The 682-nt window shown below is 54.3% G+C and carries 1 pseudogene; it reads right to left on the bottom strand.

Annotated features, from left to right (window positions below):
* Nucleotides 1-682: pseudogene (locus O3660_RS11560) on the bottom strand (hypothetical protein); the annotation flags it as partial.

Genomic DNA, 682 nt, shown 5'->3' with positions numbered 1-682 from the left:
CGGTAACCGTACCGGCACTACCGTCGACGGTAACCGGGTTGCCGCCGCTGGCCGGGCCAACGGTAATGCTGTCGGCCAGTTTAAAGCCGATTTGGTTGTTGGTAACCGTGGTCTTGATATTGGCATCGCCGGCATATTTGACGGTTTCGCCCAGTTTTACGGTGTCGTCTGCACCGCTGTCGGCTCCGATCTTGAAGCCGGCGTCTTTCAAATCGGTCACGGCAGTATTGATGGCAGTATTGATTGCGGTATTAACTGCACCGCCAGTTACGGCACTGTTGTCGCCTGCCGCAACGTTGCCGCTGGTCAGGTTGGTGATCTTGCCGTTGTTACCCATATCAATGTTTTTGCCGTTGGTGCTAATACCGTTACCGTTGATGACCGGGCCGTTGTTAATTGTCAAGCTGTCGGCAGTCAGGTTAGGTTTGGTGGCAATGGTAATGTCTTTACCGTTGTTGGTTATGGCAATGTTGGTACCATCTTTAAACCCTACCGTATCATTCGGCTTGATGGTTTCCGCAGCACCGCTGTTCACTTGGAATTTCCAACCGGCGTTGGCCGCATTGGTGCGTGCATTCAGCGCAGTCAATGCGTCGCCTACGTTGCTGTAGTTCGTTGGCGTACCAGTGGCATTGGCCAGGGTGTAGGTCGGCGCGCTAATGCTGCCATCGGCCTGAACTGC

Source organism: Neisseria sp. 27098_8_139, assembly GCF_041433195.1.
Lineage (GTDB): Bacteria > Pseudomonadota > Gammaproteobacteria > Burkholderiales > Neisseriaceae > Neisseria > Neisseria subflava.
Note: the sequence above shows the minus strand (reverse complement) of the source record. Positions and strands in the feature narration are given on the sequence as shown.